Genomic DNA, 15,619 nt, shown 5'->3' on the forward strand with positions numbered 1-15,619 from the left:
GACGGCGGGTGCGGCGGAGCCCTACAGCGCCTTGAGACCCTCCGTCGTCGCCCGGGCCAGTGCCCCCAGGTAGCCCTTCGGCAGCTTCGGGCTGCGGATCACCACGGCGCGCCAGTACAGGGGGCCGGAGATCAGGTCCAGGGCCAGGTCCTCGTCCATGCCGGGGCGGATCTCGCCGCGCCGTTCCGCGGCCGCGAGGATCTTGCTGGCCACGCCCTCCTGGCCCTCGCGCAGTGCCTTCTGCATGGCGTCTGCGATCTCGGGGTTGCGGGCCGCCTCGGCCTGGAGGTCCGGGATGATCTGCGAGGCGACGGGGTGACGCAGGGCCCGTGACGTCACCTCGTACAGCATCCGCAGGTCGCCCTCCAGCGAACCGGTGTCCGGTGTCGGCAGCCCCATCACCGCGATCGCCGACACGACGTCGAGCACCAGGTGCAGCTTCGAACGCCAGCGGCGGTACACCGCCGTCTTGCCCACCCCGGCGCGGCGCGCGATCCCCTCGATCGACATCCGGGCATACCCGACCGCCGCCAACTCCTCGAAGACCGCCGCCCGAATGGCTTCGGTCACATCCTCGCGGAGTACGGCCGCCCCGGCGGGGGTGCGGCGGCGCTGACGTGTCTGGGGCTCGTCGGCGTTCGTCGTCATAGCCCAAGCATAGGGGCGTTGCGACGAAACGGTTGCGTTCCGACGCGGCGTGTGTGGGGCGCGTTGCGACGAAACGGGCTCGTCGTTACGCGGGCGAGGCGCATCGGTGGGCGAGGTGGGCGCGGTGAGCTAGGCGGGTACAGCGGGCGGGGCGGGCTGGCGTTGCGGCGCAACCGCCCCGTCGTCGCGACGCACCCGGCCCGTCGTCGCGACGGAACCCACTCGTCCGTACGACGCAACCGTTCCGTCCCCGCGACGGACCGGGCCCGTCCGCGCGACGCAACCGGCCCGCCCTGACGCCGAAACCGTACCGACGCAGCCACAGCAACCCCGCCGTCAGCCACCTCACACCCGCCCCTACCCAGACCGTATCGACGCAACAGACCCGTCCCCGCCCAAAACCTAACGGCCTCATCACATCCGTCACGACGAAACGGTTGCGTTCCGACGCCGAATCGGCCTACGCTCACGTTGCGACGATACGGTCCCGTTCCGACGTAAGAGAACGTAAAGAGAAGCGTAAGGAAACGCCGGGCGACGGGACACGGCAGCCGGACGCACGCACCCCCTCCCCCCGAGCGAAAGCAGCGGATGTGAGCCAGGTCCTCCACACACCGCCCCATTCGCCGGCCCCGGCCGACGAAGAAGACCTCGCGGCGCTCGCCGCACGCCACGGCCTCACGGTCAGTGGCGCCCGCCCCTCCCTGCGCGAGTACGTCCGCCAGCTGTGGGAGCGCCGGCACTTCATCACCGCGTTCGCCACCGCCAAGCTGACCGCGCAGTACAGCCAGGCGAAGCTGGGTCAGGTCTGGCAGGTGATGACGCCGCTGTTGAACGCGGCGGTGTACTACTTCATCTTCGGCATCCTGCTGGGCACGAAGCGCGGCGTCCCGGACTACATCCCGTTCCTGGTGACGGGCGTGTTCATCTGGACGTTCACGCAGAGCTCGATCATGGCGGGCACCCGCGCGATCTCGGGCAACCTCGGCCTGGTCCGGGCGCTGCACTTCCCGCGGGCCGCGCTGCCGATCTCGTTCGCGCTGCAGCAGCTCCAGCAGCTGCTGTTCTCGATGGCCGCCCTGGTCGTGATCCTGCTCTGCTTCGGTGTGCCGATCAGCTTCTCCTGGCTGATGGCGGTCCCGGTGCTGTTCCTGCAGTTCACGTTCAACGCGGGCGTCTCGATGATCATGGCCCGGATGGGCGCGAAGACCCCGGACATCGCGCAGCTGATGCCGTTCATCCTGCGCACCTGGATGTACGTCTCCGGCGTCATGTGGAGCATCGACAAGCTGACCAGCAAGGACCACCTGCCGCACTTCGTCACGCTGGCCCTGGAGACCAACCCGGCGGCCGTCTACATCGACCTGATGCGCTACTCGCTGATCGACAGCTTCCACTCCAGCCAGCTCCCCCCGCACGTGTGGCCGGCGGCGACCGCCTGGGCGCTGATCGCCGGAGTCGGCGGCTTCATCTACTTCTGGAAGGCTGAGGAGACGTACGGCCGTGGCTGAGCAGACCATCGAGTACCACACCGAGCGGACCCGCGTGGCCGCCGACAGCACGATCCCCACCGTCGTCTGCGACGGCGTGGACATCATCTACCGGGTCAACGGAACCGGCGCCGGACGAGGCTCCGCGACCGCCGCCCTGAACCGCATGATGCGCCGCGAGAAGGCCGAGAAGGCGGCGGGTGTCCGCAAGGTCCACGCCGTCAAGAAGGTGTCGTTCGTCGCCTACAAGGGCGAGGCGATCGGGCTCATCGGCACCAACGGCTCCGGCAAGTCGACCCTGCTGAAGGCGGTCGCCGGCCTGCTTCCGGTCGAGAACGGCCGTATCTACACCCACGGCCAGCCCTCCCTCCTCGGCGTCAACGCGGCCCTGATGGGCGACCTGACCGGCGAGCGCAACGTGTACCTCGGCGGCCTCGCCATGGGCATGTCCCGCGAGCAGGTCAAGGAGCGCTACCAGGGCATCGTCGACTTCTCCGGGATCAACGAGAAGGGCGACTTCATCACGCTGCCGATGCGGACGTACTCCTCCGGCATGGGCGCCCGGCTGCGGTTCTCCATCGCGGCCGCCAAGGACCACGACGTCCTCCTGATCGACGAGGCGCTGGCGACGGGCGACCGGTCCTTCCAGCGGCGTTCCGAGGAGCGGATCCGCGAGCTGCGCCAGCACGCGGGCACGGTCTTCCTCGTCAGCCACAACAACAAGTCGATCCGCGACACCTGCGACCGCGTGCTGTGGCTGGAGCGCGGCGAGCTGCGGATGGACGGGCCGACGGAGCAGGTCCTGGAGGCGTACGAGGCCTTCACGGGCGGCGCCGACAAGCCCAAGGACGCAACTCCGGCACCGACCCCGGCGGGCACGGCCGCCTGACGGATCCCCGGGCTGCCTAGAGGTCCTCGTCCTGGAACACCCACGTGCGGTAGACCAGGAAGCGGAACGCGGACGCGAGCACGATCGACAGGGCCTTCACGGCATTCGCCTCGAGCGGACCGTGGAGGCCCAGTCCGTGGTAGCCGACGTAGAAGAGGCCGCTCTCCATGGCCACGCCGATGACGCTGAAGACGAAGAACAGGGCGATGCGGCGGGCGCCGGGGGCGTCGCGGTCGCGGTAGGTGTAGTAGCGGAAGCCGAGGTAGTTGGCGCCCATCGCGACGCAACTGGCCAGGACGGTCGCGAGCATCGCGGGCCAGCGCAGGCCGTGCAGCAGGGCATTGAAGACCGCGAAGTTGACGAGGACGCCGCTGCCGCCGACGATCCCGAATTTCACGACTTCCAGGACGACCTTGCGCACCGGCCGGACGGGCTCGGTCACGCGTTCCTCGGTGAGGTTCAGAGTCACGTCTCCAGGCTTAGCCGGGCAGAGTAAGCACTCCCCCTGATTACCCCTAAGGCACCCCATGAAAAGGCGCCCCGAGCCATTGCGGCCCGGGGCGCCCTCGTCGTAGTGGCGACTTCTCAAGAAGCCGCTTCTTAAGAAGCCACTGCTGAAGAAGCGGCTTCTTAAGAAGGGTCGTAGCGACTACTACTCAGGGACTACGAGTGCGTCCGCAGCAGCGTTCGCATCGTGCGCATGGCCACTGACAGGTTGGCCAGGTCGAACGTCTCCGAGCCCTGGATCTCGTCCAGGGTCGTGCGGGCCCGGCCCAGGATCGCGGCGTTCTTCTCCTGCCAGGTGATGAAGCGCTGCTCGGGGGTCGAGGCGCCGTTGCCCGCCGCGAGGATGTCGGCGGTCAGGGCCGCGTGGGCCGCGTAGAGGTCCTCGCGGATGGAGGCGCGAGCCATGGACTGCCAGCGGTCCGCGCGGGGCAACTCGATGATGCGGTCCATGAGTTGGGTGATGTGGAGGCGGTCGGCGAGGTCGTAGTAGACCTCGGCGACGTCCATCGGGTCCTTGCCCGTGCGGTCGGCCACCGAGACGATGTCGAGCGCCGGGAAGGCGGAGGAGAAGCCGGCCACGCGCGTGGCGAGTTCGGCCGGGACGCCGGCGCCGGTCAGCTCGTCGTAGATCTGCTGGTACCAGTCCAGGTCCGCGCCGCGCAGCAGCTTGGGGAGCTGGGACCAGACCTGCTCGACGCGCTCGCCGAAGAACTCGACGGTCTCGGCGAGTTGGAGCGGCTGCGGCCGGTTGTTGAGCAGCCAGCGGGTGCCGCGCTCGCACAGGCGGCGCGAGTGCAGGCGGATACGGGTCTGGACGGGCGCCTCGACGGTGTTGTCGAGGGCCTCCACGCCGTCCCACACCTCGGCGGCGTCGAAGATCGCGCGGGCCGCGGTCTGCGCCCGGACGATCTCCTCCAGGGACGCGCCGGTCTCCTCACGGAGGCGGTGCAGGAAGCTCGTGCCGCCGGTGTTGACCGTGTCGTTGACGAGGACCGTGGTGACGATCTCGCGGTGCAGCGCGTGGGTGTCGATCTGCTCGGCGAACTTCTCGCGCAGCGCGGTCGGGAAGTAGGCGTGCAGCAGGGTGCGCAGGTACGGGTCGTCGGGCAGCGTGGTGTGCAGCAGCTCGTCGGAGACCGTGATCTTCGTGTAGGCGAGGAGGACGGCCGTCTCGGGGCCGGTCAACCCCTGTCCCTGGGCGAGCCGTTCGCGGATCTGACGGTCGGTGGGCAGGAACTCCAGCGCCCGGTCGAGGTGGCCCTCGCGGACCAGCGTGCGCAGGAAGCGCTGCTGGGCGTGGAGCATGTCCTTGGACTGGGCGAGCGCGTTGGCGATCGCGGTGTTCTGCGCGTAGTTGTTGCGCAGGACGAGCGCGCCGACCTCGTCGGTCATCTCGGCGAGGATCTTGTTGCGCTGCTTGACGGTCATGTCGCCGTCGGTGACCAGGCCGTTGAGCAGGATCTTGATGTTCACCTCGTGGTCGGAGGTGTCCACGCCCGCGCTGTTGTCGATCGCGTCCGTGTTGATCTTGCCGCCCTGCTGGGCGAACTCGATCCGGCCGAGCTGGGTCAGGCCCAGGTTGCCGCCCTCGCCGACGACCTTGACCCGCAGGTCGGCGCCGTCCACGCGGATCGCGTCGTTGGCCTTGTCGCCGACGTCCGCGTGGGACTCGGTGCTGGCCTTGACGTACGTGCCGATGCCGCCGTTCCACAGGAGGTCGACCCGCGACTTGAGGATCGCCTTCATGAGGTCGGCCGGCGTCATCTTGGCGACCTTGTCCTCGATGCCGAGGGCCTCGCGGACGTGGGCGTTGACCGGGATCGCCTTGGCCGTACGCGGGAAGACGCCGCCGCCGGCCGACAGCAGGTCGGTGTTGTAGTCGGCCCAACTGGAGCGCGGGAGCTCGAACATGCGGCGCCGCTCGGCGTACGAGACGGCCGCGTCCGGCGTCGGGTCGAGGAAGATGTGCCGGTGGTCGAAGGCGGCGACCAGGCGGATGTGCTCGCTGAGCAGCATGCCGTTGCCGAACACGTCACCGGACATGTCGCCCACGCCGACGACCGTGAAGTCCTCGCTCTGGGTGTCGACGCCCAGCTCCCGGAAGTGCCGCTTGACGGACTCCCAGGCACCGCGCGCGGTGATGCCCATCTTCTTGTGGTCGTAGCCGGCCGAGCCGCCGGAGGCGAAGGCGTCGCCGAGCCAGAAGTTGTAGCTTTCGGCGACCCCGTTGGCGATGTCCGAGAAGGTCGCGGTGCCCTTGTCGGCGGCGACGACCAGGTAGGTGTCGTCCTCGTCGTGCCGGACGACGTCCGCCGGAGGGACGACCTCGCCGGCCACCAGGTTGTCGGTGATGTCGAGCAGGGCCGAGATGAACATCTTGTAGCTGGCGATGCCCTCGGCCAGCCACGCGTCCCGGTCCACGCTCGGGTCCGGCAGCTGCTTGGCGACGAAGCCGCCCTTGGCGCCGACCGGCACGATGACCGTGTTCTTCACCATCTGCGCCTTGACCAGGCCGAGGATCTCCGTACGGAAGTCCTCCCGCCGGTCCGACCAGCGCAGCCCACCGCGCGCGACCTTGCCGAACCTGAGGTGCACACCCTCGACGCGCGGCGAGTACACCCAGATCTCGTACGCCGGCCGCGGCGCGGGCAGGTCCGGGATGGCCTGCGGGTCGAACTTCATCGAGACGTACGCGTGCGCGTGCCCGCCGAGCGCCTCCTGGAAGAAGTTGGTGCGCAGGGTCGCCTTGATGACGGTCAGGAAGGACCGCAGGATGCGGTCCTCGTCGAGGCTCGCCACCTGGTCGAGCGCCGCGTCGACCTCTTCGAGGAGGGCGTCGACGATCTCACGCCCGGCGCGCTGCCGGTCCGGCGACATCCGCGCCTCGAACAGGGAGACGAGCAGCCGCGTGGTGTGGACGTTGTTGCGGAGGGTGTCCTCCATGTAGTCCTGGCTGAAGGTCGAACCGGCCTGCCGCAGGTACTTCGCGTACGCCCGCAGCACCATCGCCTGGCGCCAGTCGATCCCGGCGCTCAACACCAGCGCGTTGAAGCCGTCGTTCTCCGCCTGCCCGGTCCAGGTCGCGGCGAACGCCTCCTGGAACCGCTGACGTCCGTCGTCGCCGAGGTGGTCCCCGTTGCCGTTCTGCGACTTGGGCATCCGCAGCCCGAAGTCGTAGATCCACGCCGTCGTACGGTCCGAGCAGCGCAGTTCGTACGGCCGCTCGTCCACGACCTCGACGCCGAGGCGGCTGAGGACCGGCAGGACGGCGGAGAGGGAGACCGAGGCGCCCTTGCGGTAGATCTTGAAGCGGCGCTCGTCGGGGGCGGCACCGACCGGCTCGTAGAGGCTGAGCGCGAAGGCCTGCTCCTCGGTGAGGGCTTCGAGGTGGACCAGGTCGGCGACGGCCGCGCGCGGGGAGTGGTCCGCCTTGTAGCCCTCGGGGAAGGCGTTGCCGTAGCGGCGCACGAGTTCGGCCGCGCGCTCCTCGCCGCACTCGGCGTTCAGCGCCTCGCCGAAACCGTCGGCCCAGGAGCGGGCTGCCTCGACCAGGCGGGCCTCGATGCGGTCCTTGTCGGCGTCGGACAGCTCCGGCAGTTCGGTGCCCTGCGGGACGCGGACCACGAAGTGCAGCCGGGAGAGGATCGACTCGGTGTTCCAGGCGGTGAAGTCGACGCTGATGCCGTCGAGTTCTTCTTTAAGGATGTCGATGATCCGCAGGCGTACGCCCGTGGTGTAACGGTCGCGCGGGAGGTAGACGAGGGCCGAGTAGTAGCGGCCGTACTCGTCCTGGCGCAGGTACAGGCGCAGCCGTCGGCGCTCCTGGAGGTAGAGCACGGACGTGACGATGGACCGGAGTTCGTCGACCGGGGTCTGGAACAGCTCGTCGCGCGGGTACGTCTCCAGGATCTGCAGCAGGTCGCGCCCGTCATGGCTGTTGGGCGAGAAGCCGGCGCCTTCGAGCACCTCGTCGACCGTGCGCCGGATCACCGGAACCCGGCGGACGGACTCGGTGTAGGCGGCGGAGGAGAACAGGCCCAGGAATCGGCGCTCGCCGACGACCTCGCCGTTCTCGTCGAACTTCTTCACGCCCACGTAGTCGAGATACGACGGACGGTGCACCGTGGAACGGCTGTTGGCCTTCGTCAGCACGAGGAGCTTGTGCTCGCGGGCCTTGGCCCGGGCGTCGGCCGGGAGCCGCTCGAAGGACGGGCTCACCGGGTGGCTGTCCTCGCCGCCGTGCTGCGGGTCGGAGCGCAGGATGCCGAGGCCGGTGCCGGGGACGGCGGCGAGGGAGTCGTCCTCGCGGAGCTGGTACTCGCGGTAGCCGAGGAAGGTGAAGTGGTCGGCGGCCAGCCAGCGCAGCAGCTGACGGGCCTCCTCGACCTCGCTGGAGGGCAGGTCGGAGGCGGTCGGCTCGGTGGGCAGCTCGTCGGCCATCCGCAGCGCCGAGTCCCGCATCTTCTCCCAGTCCTCGACGGCCTCGCGGACGTCGGACAGGACGCGCAGCAGGTCGGCGGTGATCTGCTTCAGGTCGGCGCGGTCGGTCTCGCGGTCGATCTGGACGTGGATCCAGGACTCGGTGTGCGCGTCGTGCGGCAGCTCGCCGGCGGGCGGGGTGGTGAGCACCTCGATGAGCTTGCCGGTGAGGTCGCGGCGGACGACGACCTGCGGGTGGATGACGACGTGGATGCCGCGGCCCTGGCGGGTCAGTTCGTTGGTGACCGAGTCGACGAGGAAGGGCATGTCGTCGGTGACGACCTCGACGACGGTGTGGCTGCACGTCCAGCCGTTCTCCTCGACCGTCGGGGTGTGCACCCGTACGTTCGCCGTGCCCTGGGGTCGGGTCTCGGCCAGCCGGTAGTGGGAGTAGGCGGCTCCGAAGACATCGACCGGGTCGCGGTCGGCGAGGTCCTCCGGGGCGGTGTGCAGGTAGTAGCGCTGGAGGAACGCGAGCACGGTGTCCTGGTCCGGAGTGCCCTCGTCCGTCGTCCCGGTCGGTAGATGCGCCCCGACCGGGCTGTTCTCAGCTACCCGAGCAGCCCTTTCGAGCAACTCGGCCTTGGCTTCGTCCAGCTTGGTCTGCATTGTCCTCTGGCTCCTGTCGCGCGCCGTTGCGTGACGTAGAAGGAAGTTCGGTGTCTTCCCCTGCGGCTCGACGCCACGGCCCGGGTTCTCCGGTCTGCTCAGACGCTATGCCGCAAGGTGAGATGAGCGGTGGGTTATCAGCCATTTTCGGCACGCCCGACGAGTGTGACGCTGCTCTCTGCCGCGCCGGTACCGGGGGTGTGCACGGCGTCCTGGGAGCCCTGGGAGCTCCGTCCCGCCCGCGCGGGCCTGTCGGACAGGCCCTGAGAGGACCAGCGACCGCCGCCCGGTCACGGATGTGGTCCGTGGTCGCCGGGCGCGAAGCAGGGGCGACGATGCCCCCGCGAAATATCGCGCTGATCACGCCACAAGGCTATCTCTCCTCACCGGGGGCTCGTCATGAGCCGGTTGTGTACAAAACAGAGGGTGGAACTTTGACGTTATGCACAGGGGCGCAGAGCATGAAATCGTCGTATTCACGGGCAGTCGGGACGGTGACGATGCCGGAGCCGCGAGGGCCCTTGGCAAGAACCCCGGCGCGCGGCACGTTGCCCATGAGCCCACGGGCGGGTGAGTCCATGACGCCCGGCAAAGACGCATCCCACGGCCGCAGAGGAGCGCACCGACATGACAGCGAAGATCCTCATCGTCACCGGCGACGCAGCGGAGTCGCTGGAAGTCCTCTACCCCTACCAGCGCCTGCGCGAGGAGGGCTACGAGGTCCACATCGCGGCTCCCGAGCGCAAGAAACTCCAGTTCGTCGTCCATGACTTCGAACCCGGCTTCGACACCTACACCGAGAAGCCCGGCTACACCTGGCCCGCCGATCTCGCCTTCTCCGAGGTCGATCCCGGCCAGTACGCGGCCCTCGTCATCCCCGGCGGGCGGGCCCCCGAGTACCTCCGCAACAATCCCGAACTCCGCAAGATCCTCAAGTCCTTCTTCGACACGGACAAGCCCGTGGCCCAGATCTGCCACGGCCCCCTGCTCACCGCCGCGATCGACGGCCTGCGCGGCCGGCGCGTCACGGCGTACCCGGCGCTCGAACTCGACATGCAGTCCGCCGGCGCGACCTTCCAGGACGCCGAGACGGTGGTCGACGGCACGCTGGTCTCCGCTCGGGCGTGGCCGGATCACTCCAGCTGGATGCGGGAGTTCCTGACGGTGCTGCGGGCGAAGGCGCCGGTGACGTGACCTCGGCGGTCGGCATGACGGGACGGGGGTGTGCGGCGTCTCTTGAGTACGAGGCTTCGTGAGCCGGTGCTCTTGAGGTGCCGCCGCCCGTCAGCCGCTCGTTCCGCAGCGCGTCACGCCGCCAGCCGCTCCGCCTCCGCGACGGCCTCCGCCAGCGAATCCACCACCGGTACGCCGACCACTTCGAGGCTGGCCCGGCTGTGCGAACCGCCGGTGTAGAGCACGGCCCGCGCGCCCACGTGCAGGGCGGCCACCGCGTCGTCGGCGGCATCCCCGATCACGACGGTGCGCGCGGGGTCCACGCCGGTCAGAGCCCCGAGGTGCCGCACCATGTGCTCGGCCTTGCTGCCGCCGGAGGGGCCGGTGCGCCCGTCGACCCGTATGAAGTGCGGCTCTATCCCGAACTCCCTTACCAGCGGGACGAGTTCGTCGTGGCCGTACATGCTGAGGATCGACTGGCTGCGACCCGCGGTCCGCCACCCCGCGAGCAGGTCCGCCGCGCCCTCGGTAAGCCCGCAGACGACACGGTGCTCGGAGTAGTACCGGTGGAAGGTCACGTCCATGACCTCCCACTCGGCGTCGGTGGGCAGCCGCCCCAGCAGCCGCTCGTAGAACTTGGGCACCGGCACGCAGTACAGCGCCCGGTACTCCTCCATCGTGATCGCCGCGAGCCCCAGCTCGGCGAAGGCCGCGTTCGTCGCGCCGATGATCGCGTCATTGTCGTGGAACAGCGTGCCGTTCCAGTCCCAGACGATGTGCGTGCTTCCTTGCATCCCCATGCAAAAAACGTACCCGCCGCCACTGACAATCAAGAGAATCGCAGGTCAACGGGCATATACGGCCGCCCGACCACTGCCGAACGGGCTCAGTCGCCCAGCCCGACGAGGTTCGGGATCTCCTGCGTCGCGTACCAGAGCAGCTCGTGGTCCTCGGCCCCGTCCACGACGAACTGCGCGTCGTCGTCCCCGTGATCGGCCGCCGCGAGCGCGTCGGCGGCGGCGCTGACGTCACCCTCCGCGTCGTCCAGATCCACGTGTACGGCGGCCGCCTTGGCCAGCGCCACGGTTCCGGCGACCCGCACCTCGCCCAGCGCCGCCGGGTCGAGTCCGCGGTCGGGGTCGCCCTGCGCGGTGCCGTCGGGCACGTCGACGGCGACCACGACCCGGCGCCGGGGCGCGTCGGGGTGGACTGCCAGCAGCCGCAGCGAGGCGAGCGCGGCCCGGTTCAGCGCCGCGTACTCCAACTCCTCGATGTCGTCGGAGAGGTACCACTCGCGCAGCGCGGGCGTAACGGCGTACGCGACGAAGGGTCCCGTCCCCAGCTCACCCGTCTTGTACGCCTCGGCGAGACCGGGGAGGGTCAGGGGGACGTAGACGCGCATGGCTGACCGCTTTCGTCGTTCGGTTCCGTAGGTCGGTTCCGTGGTTCGTGGAGCGCCTCGGGAGACGGTTCCGCGGACGGTGCCACGCCTCCGGGAGGGCCTCCAGGATACGTGCGCGGGTCCCCTATCGAGTCCCCACCCGCACCCCTGAGAGCGTCCACCCCACGCCGGAAATTCACCCTCCATGCCCTTGCGGCGACGGCTTCGAGACCCTCCAAATCACCCGGATAAGTGAACATTCCGACCCCTCCGACGCGCACCGCCACGTCCTTGCTCCCCCTGCCCATGGCCCCGTACAAGATCCCCACCAGCAAGTTACTTCCCGGTACATTCCGGGCCGATCCAACGGGGACCCCCATGCACAAGGTCATGACCAGGACCGCCCAGCACACCCCGACCCGCCCCCCGACCCGCCGCGACCCCCGCCGCCCCGGCACGGGTGCCCCTCGCGGACAGGGCGGGGGCACGTCCCGTACGGCGCCGGCTCAGACGGTCGACCGGGGCTCAGCCCCTACGGCCCTTACGCGGACGCCGAGCCACCGCACAGCCCCTGCGACCCCAACTCCCGTGGCGGACCGAGCCGAACCCCGCACCGCACCCACCCAGGCCGCCCGCAGCCGTGTCCCACAGCCCCGGCCCACCGATCTGTTCGCCGACCGCCTCCTCGCCGTGCTGAGCGGCCAGAAGCCCGTCCACTGGATGCTCCGGCACACCGCCGGCCGCGCCTACGACGACCTGGCCCGGCTCGCCGAACACGGCCCCCTGCGCGCCACCCGCGGCACGCGCCCGGTGGTTCGCGACATCGGCTACTACGTCGCCCGCGAGGGCGCCGTGGAGGCCTTCGCCCGCATCGGCGCCGGCGACCAGGTACGGGCCATGGCCTTCCGCCTGGAACGCGGCGCGGACCTCCGCTGGCGCTGCACGGCGGTGGAACTGGGCGGCCCCCGCGCGCAGCACCCGGACGACGACTGAGGACGTCTGACGGCGGAGCGGGGGCTACGGCAGCTGCGGCGGCTGCGGCGGACCGGGGCTGTGGAACTGAGGCTGGGGCCGGTGCCGAGGTTGTGGGGCCGGCGCCGGGACGTGGGGCTGGGGCTGGGGCCGGGGTTGTGAGGCCGATGCCGGGACTGTGGGGGGCCGGTGCCGGGGCAAGCGGGCAGGCAGCCGCCCGCCGCCGCGCCGGGGCGCCCCCGTCAGCGCCGGTCAACGCCCCAGCCGCACCCCCGCACCCCCGCACCCCCGCACCTGCCACAACCCACCACGCGCCCGCACACACGCCGAAGGGCCGGGAACCTTAACGATGCCCGGCCCTTCAAGATCTCCTCGCGGGAAGCGGCGACCCCGACAAGCTCAACCCCTCACTCAAGGGGCCGCCCGTCACAGCTCACCGCTCAACTCGCGGAGCGACCGTCACTTCTTGCGGCGGCTGCCCCGGCGACCCTGCTTGCGGCGCTCCGCGCGCGTGAGGCCGTCGGCCTCGGAGCGCACCGGCTCGTCGTCGCTGGTGAAGTCGCCCTCGACGATGCCGCCCTCGCCGTCCACGGACGGCGCGGAGAAGTGCAGCCGGTCCGGTCGCTGCGGGGCGTCGAGGCCCTTGGCGCGGATCTCGGGACGGGCGCTCGCCTGCGCGGGCACCGTGTCCTCCTTGTCGAGGGAGGGCTTGTCGTCCTCCACGAGGACCTCCTCGACCTGCTGCTCGACCTGGACCTCCAGGTTGAACAGGTAGCCGACGGACTCCTCCTTGATGCCGTCCATCATGGCGGTGAACATGTCGAAGCCCTCGCGCTGGTACTCGACCAGGGGGTCCTTCTGGGCCATCGCGCGCAGGCCGATGCCCTCCTGGAGGTAGTCCATCTCGTAGAGGTGCTCGCGCCACTTGCGGTCCAGGACCGACAGCACGACCCGCCGCTCCAGCTCACGCATGATCTCGGAGCCGAGCTGCTCCTCACGGCCCGAGTACTGCTCGTGGATGTCGTCCTTGATGGACTCGGAGATGAACTCGGCGGTCAGACCGGCCCGGTCTCCCGCCGCCTCCTCCAGCTCGTCCACGGTGACCTTCACCGGGTAGAGCTGCTTGAACGCGCCCCACAGACGGTCGAGGTCCCAGTCCTCCGGGAAGCCCTCGGCGGTCTCCGCGGTGATGTACGCGTCGATCGTGTCGTCCATGAAGTGCACGACCTGGTCCTGGAGGTCCTCTCCCTCCAGGACGCGGCGGCGCTCGCCGTAGATGACCTCGCGCTGCCGGTTGAGGACCTCGTCGTACTTGAGGACGTTCTTGCGGGTCTCGAAGTTCTGCTGCTCGACCTGCGACTGGGCGGACGCGATCGCGCGCGTGACCATCTTGTTCTCGATCGGCACGTCGTCCGGGACGTTCGCCATCGACATCACGCGCTCGACCATCTGGGCCTTGAACAGGCGCATCAGGTCGTCGCCGAGGGAGAGGTAGAAGCGGGACTCGCCCGGGTCGCCCTGTCGGCCGGAACGACCGCGCAGCTGGTTGTCGATACGGCGCGACTCGTGCCGCTCGGTGCCCAGCACGTAGAGACCGCCGAGGTCCTTGACCTCTTCGAACTCGTCCTTGACCGCCTGCTCGGCGTTCTCCAGAGCACCGGGCAGGGCCTGGGCCCACTCCTCGATGTGCTCCTCGGGGTCGAGGCCGCGCTGGCGCAGCTCCGCCTCGGCGAGGTCGTCGGGGTTGCCGCCGAGCTTGATGTCCGTACCGCGGCCGGCCATGTTGGTCGCGACCGTCACGGCGCCCTTGCGGCCGGCCTGGGCGATGATCGGCGCCTCACGGTCGTGCTGCTTGGCATTCAGCACTTCGTGCTGGATGCCGCGCTTGGCGAGCTGCTGCGAGAGGTACTCGGACTTCTCGACCGACGTCGTACCGACGAGGATCGGCTGGCCCTTCTCGTGCTTCTCGGCGATGTCGTCGACGACCGCCTCGAACTTCGCGACCTCGGTGCGGTAGATCAGGTCGGACTGGTCCTTGCGGACCATCGGCCGGTTGGTCGGGATCGGGACGACGCCGAGCTTGTAGATCTGGTGGAACTCGGCGGCCTCGGTCATGGCCGTACCGGTCATGCCGGAGAGCTTGCCGTAGAGGCGGAAGAAGTTCTGCAGGGTGATCGTGGCGAGGGTCTGGTTCTCGTCCTTGATGTCCACCCCTTCCTTCGCCTCGATCGCCTGGTGCATGCCCTCGTTGTAGCGGCGGCCGGCGAGGATACGGCCGGTGTGCTCGTCGACGATCATGACCTCGCCGTCGATGACGACGTAGTCCTTGTCCTTCTTGAAGAGCTCCTTCGCCTTGATGGCGTTGTTCAGGTAGCCCACCAGCGGGGTGTTCACCGACTCGTAGAGGTTGTCGATGCCCAGCCAGTCCTCGACCTTGGTGACACCGCCCTCGTGGATGGCGACCGTGCGCTTCTTCTCGTCGACGTCGTAGTCGCCCGTCTCCTCCAGGCCCTTGAGCGGGTTGCCGGCCTCGCCCTTCTTCAGGCGGGTGACGAGCTTGGCGAAGTCGCCGTACCACTTGGTGGCCTGGTCGGCCGGGCCGGAGATGATCAGCGGCGTACGGGCCTCGTCGATGAGGATCGAGTCGACCTCGTCGACGATCGCGAAGTTGTGGCCGCGCTGCACCAGTTCGTCCTGCGACCACGCCATGTTGTCGCGCAGGTAGTCGAAGCCGAACTCGTTGTTCGTGCCGTACGTGATGTCGCACGCGTACTGCTCGCGGCGCTGGGCCGGGGTCATGTTGGCCAGGATGCAGCCGACCTCGAGGCCCAGGAACTTGTGGACGCGCCCCATCATCTCGGAGTCGCGCTCGGCCAGGTAGTCGTTCACCGTGATGAGGTGGACGCCGTCCCCGGAGAGGGCGTTCAGATACGCGGGCAGGGTGCCGACCAGGGTCTTGCCCTCGCCGGTCTTCATCTCGGCGACGTAGCCGAGGTGGAGGGCCGCGCCGCCCATCATCTGCACGTCGTAGTGACGCTGGCCGAGGACGCGCTTGGCGGCCTCGCGCACGGTGGCGAACGCCTCGGGGAGCAGGTCGTCCAGGGTCTCACCATCGGCGTAGCGCTGCTTGTACTCCTCGGTGAGGGCCTTCAGCTCGGCGTCGGAGAGGTCGACGAAGTCCTCTTCGATGGAGTTGACCTGGTCCGCGATGCGGTGCAGCTTGCGCAGGATCTTGCCTTCGCCTGCACGCATGATCTTCGAGAGGACGGACACGGGGGTTGGTCTCCTTGCCGGTCGGGCCTGGGACGGTCGGTTTCCAATGACATGACTGAGCAACGGCCATCGTATGCGAGGACCCCGCCACGCCGGGAGCCTGCCGGGGACGCCGACCGTCCACTCCTTCAAATCTGCTTCAAAGGGGACAACGGCCGGGGGTCGCCGATGGTGCCGCGCCCCTCCGAGGAATTGCGC

General features: G+C 69.3%; 10 protein-coding genes. 4 read left to right on the forward strand and 6 right to left on the reverse strand.

Features of this window, described 5'->3' with window-relative positions; genetic code table 11:
- Positions 1–21: 21 nt before the first annotated feature.
- Positions 22–648 carry a TetR/AcrR family transcriptional regulator gene (locus tag ACIBK4_RS45930; RefSeq protein WP_328682918.1) on the reverse strand — a complete coding sequence of 209 codons (627 nt, stop codon included), beginning with the start codon at positions 646–648 and terminating at the stop codon, positions 22–24.
- Positions 649–1,241: 593 nt separating this feature from the next.
- On the opposite strand from ACIBK4_RS45930, the gene ACIBK4_RS45935 reads away from it, so the two are divergent.
- On the forward strand, positions 1,242–2,159 hold the full coding sequence (locus ACIBK4_RS45935; protein WP_399005337.1) for an ABC transporter permease: 918 nt from the start codon (positions 1,242–1,244) through the stop codon (positions 2,157–2,159).
- Positions 2,152–3,027: an ABC transporter ATP-binding protein gene (locus tag ACIBK4_RS45940; RefSeq protein WP_399005339.1), complete on the forward strand. Its 876-nt coding sequence runs from the start codon at positions 2,152–2,154 to the stop codon at positions 3,025–3,027. The genes ACIBK4_RS45935 and ACIBK4_RS45940 overlap by 8 nt, the downstream gene beginning before the upstream one ends.
- A gap of 16 nt (positions 3,028–3,043) precedes the next feature.
- Here ACIBK4_RS45940 and ACIBK4_RS45945 read toward each other — a convergent pair whose 3' ends face one another.
- Positions 3,044–3,496, reverse strand: a complete 453-nt coding sequence (locus ACIBK4_RS45945) for a GtrA family protein (protein ID WP_366432352.1) — start codon at positions 3,494–3,496, stop codon at positions 3,044–3,046.
- Positions 3,497–3,690: 194 nt separating this feature from the next.
- Positions 3,691–8,622, reverse strand: a complete 4,932-nt coding sequence (locus tag ACIBK4_RS45950; protein ID WP_399005341.1) for an NAD-glutamate dehydrogenase — start codon at positions 8,620–8,622, stop codon at positions 3,691–3,693.
- Positions 8,623–9,249: 627 nt separating this feature from the next.
- On the opposite strand from ACIBK4_RS45950, the gene ACIBK4_RS45955 reads away from it, so the two are divergent.
- Complete coding sequence (locus ACIBK4_RS45955) at positions 9,250–9,816, forward strand: DJ-1/PfpI family protein (protein ID WP_399005344.1); 567 nt, start codon at positions 9,250–9,252, stop codon at positions 9,814–9,816.
- A gap of 113 nt (positions 9,817–9,929) precedes the next feature.
- Here ACIBK4_RS45955 and ACIBK4_RS45960 read toward each other — a convergent pair whose 3' ends face one another.
- Together ACIBK4_RS45960 and ACIBK4_RS45965 are read right to left on the reverse strand one after the other, a co-directional pair.
- A complete protein-coding gene (locus tag ACIBK4_RS45960; protein WP_399005346.1) occupies positions 9,930–10,595 on the reverse strand; it encodes an HAD family hydrolase in 666 nt (221 codons plus the stop codon).
- 86 nt (positions 10,596–10,681) lie between these two features.
- The gene (locus tag ACIBK4_RS45965) at positions 10,682–11,197 is read right to left on the reverse strand and encodes a DUF6912 family protein (protein WP_399005348.1); all 516 of its coding nucleotides are present in this window, start codon (positions 11,195–11,197) and stop codon (positions 10,682–10,684) included.
- A gap of 357 nt (positions 11,198–11,554) precedes the next feature.
- On the opposite strand from ACIBK4_RS45965, the gene ACIBK4_RS45970 reads away from it, so the two are divergent.
- On the forward strand, positions 11,555–12,169 hold the full coding sequence (locus ACIBK4_RS45970) for an Rv3235 family protein (protein WP_399005350.1): 615 nt from the start codon (positions 11,555–11,557) through the stop codon (positions 12,167–12,169).
- Positions 12,170–12,607: 438 nt separating this feature from the next.
- Here ACIBK4_RS45970 and secA read toward each other — a convergent pair whose 3' ends face one another.
- Entirely contained in the window at positions 12,608–15,421 is a 2,814-nt protein-coding gene (secA, locus tag ACIBK4_RS45975) for a preprotein translocase subunit SecA (RefSeq protein ID WP_399005352.1), read from the reverse strand.
- Positions 15,422–15,619 lie beyond the last annotated feature (198 nt).

Origin of the sequence: Streptomyces sp. NPDC050528 (assembly GCF_044457795.1) — a bacterium.
GTDB lineage: Bacteria > Actinomycetota > Actinomycetes > Streptomycetales > Streptomycetaceae > Streptomyces.

Bases quoted from the DNA above. Each gene is read 5' to 3' on its own strand.
- ACIBK4_RS45955 (WP_399005344.1), top strand. From the start codon at position 9,250: ATGACAGCGAAGATCCTCATCGTCACCGGCGACGCAGCGGAGTCGCTG.
- ACIBK4_RS45965 (WP_399005348.1), bottom strand. From the start codon at position 11,197: ATGCGCGTCTACGTCCCCCTGACCCTCCCCGGTCTCGCCGAGGCGTAC.
- ACIBK4_RS45930 (WP_328682918.1), bottom strand. From the start codon at position 648: ATGACGACGAACGCCGACGAGCCCCAGACACGTCAGCGCCGCCGCACC.
- ACIBK4_RS45950 (WP_399005341.1), bottom strand. From the start codon at position 8,622: ATGCAGACCAAGCTGGACGAAGCCAAGGCCGAGTTGCTCGAAAGGGCT.
- ACIBK4_RS45970 (WP_399005350.1), top strand. From the start codon at position 11,555: ATGCACAAGGTCATGACCAGGACCGCCCAGCACACCCCGACCCGCCCC.
- ACIBK4_RS45960 (WP_399005346.1), bottom strand. From the start codon at position 10,595: ATGGGGATGCAAGGAAGCACGCACATCGTCTGGGACTGGAACGGCACG.